At 60.2% G+C, this 1,649-nt stretch carries 2 protein-coding genes and 1 pseudogene; all 3 read left to right on the top strand.

The window, feature by feature from the left end:
* Positions 1-915, top strand: a 915-nt coding sequence (locus ACEW8G_RS11245; RefSeq protein ID WP_373488509.1) for an acetyl-CoA C-acyltransferase, incomplete at its 5' end; no start/stop codon positions are given.
* Between the two features lie 13 nt (positions 916-928).
* Positions 929-1,066 (top strand): hypothetical protein, encoded by a 138-nt coding sequence (locus ACEW8G_RS11240; RefSeq protein ID WP_373488508.1) that lies wholly within the window; start codon positions 929-931, stop codon positions 1,064-1,066.
* A 106-nt stretch (positions 1,067-1,172) separates the two neighbouring features.
* Positions 1,173-1,649 (top strand): annotated as a pseudogene (locus ACEW8G_RS11235) (IS21 family transposase); the annotation flags it as partial.

The following is a 1,649-nucleotide window of genomic DNA, read 5'->3' as shown; positions in this document are numbered from 1 at the left end:
CAAGCCATTATTTCAGCGGCGCAAATGATTGCGCTTGATGAATGCGATTTCGCAGTCGCAGGCGGTGTCGAGAGCATGAGCCAGTCGCCATACGTCGCCAAGTCGATGCGCTGGGGGCAAAAAATGGGTGATGGCATAATGATCGATGCGATGAATGCCGTTTTGACTGATCCCTTCGGTGCGGGGCATATGGGTGTTACAGCCGAAAATATCGCCAAACGGCACAACATCACACGGGAAGAGCAGGACGCACTCGCCGCCGAAAGCCACCGGCGGGCATTGCTGGCGCAGCGGGAGGATCGATTTCGGAACCAGATTGTTCCAGTTGAGATCAAAACCCGGCGAGGGAGCACCTTCTTCGAGGTCGACGAACACGTCCGGTCCGACGTGTCAGAAGCGGGTCTGGCCAAACTCCACCCGGTCTTCTTCAAGGATGGTGGCACAGTAACGGCTGGAAACTCCAGTGGCCTCAACGATGCGGGTGCCGCACTCGTTCTGGCATCTGCGGCAGCCGCCAAGACAAGGGGCCTGAGGCCTCGCGCCCGCGTAGTCGCCTGGGGCCATGCAGGTGTTGCACCAGAGGTCATGGGGCTGGGCCCGGTTGAAGCTGTCCCGATTGCCCTGAAGCGCGCCGGAATTTCACTTGATCAGGTCGAAGTGATCGAGGCGAACGAGGCGTTTGCAGCGCAGGCATGCGCAGTAGCCAAGCTGCTGAACTTTTCGCCCGACAAGGTGAATCCGAACGGAAGTGGGATCGGTCTTGGTCACCCCGTCGGCGCGACGGGTGCGATCATAACCCTCAAGGCACTTTGTGAGCTGGAACGCATTGGCGGACGCTATGGACTTGTGACAATGTGCATCGGTGGCGGGCAGGGAATCGCTCTTGTTATCGAACGCCTGAGCAATGTCCATTGAGTCGAGGCACGCCATGATGAAACCCCACGGGCATCAGCTGACCAATCCGAATATGCACCAGGCTCAGCGAGAGCTCGCGCAGCTTGCTGCACTGCTGGCGGCGCTGGTCGGCATGGTCACCGCTATTGGGTTTCTGGCGTTTGGCTGTTGATTTTCACTGAGAGCTGACCCGGGAGGCACATAATTTCCACTGAGAAGTGACCCATGTTCTCACCTTCCCCCTGGCTGCTTAGTCGGGGGACATTGGAGTGATCGACATGGCTTTATTGAGCGTTATCCGGCGCTGGCACTTTCGTGATGAGATGCCGATCCGGGAGATCGAACGGCGCACGGGTTTGTCGCGCAACACGATCCGCAAGTACCTGCGTGGCGGGACGGTTGAACCCAAGTTCAAGGTTCCCGAGCGGCCGAGCAGGCTTGACCCATTTGCCGAGAAGCTTTGGGGTTGGCTGCGGACCGAGAGCGGCAAGTCTCGCAAACAGCGACGTACAGCAAAGCAGATGCACGCCGACCTCGTGGTGTTGGGCTACGACGGATCGTATGGCCGCGTTGCCGCCTTCGTCAGGGCCTGGAAGGCCGAGCGGCAGCGCGAGGCGCAGACCAGCGGGCGCGGTACGTTCGTGCCGCTGGTGTTCGCCGCGGGCGAGGCGTTCCAGTTCGACTGGAGCGAGGACTGGGCGATGCTGGGTGGCCGGCAGACCAAGTTGCAGGTGGCGCATACCAAGCTCTCGCAC

Source organism: Blastomonas sp., from assembly GCF_041747255.1.
Taxonomy (GTDB): Bacteria; Pseudomonadota; Alphaproteobacteria; order Sphingomonadales; family Sphingomonadaceae; genus Blastomonas.
The sequence above is the reverse complement of the archived record's forward strand: the minus strand, read 5'-3'. Positions and strand labels throughout refer to the sequence as shown.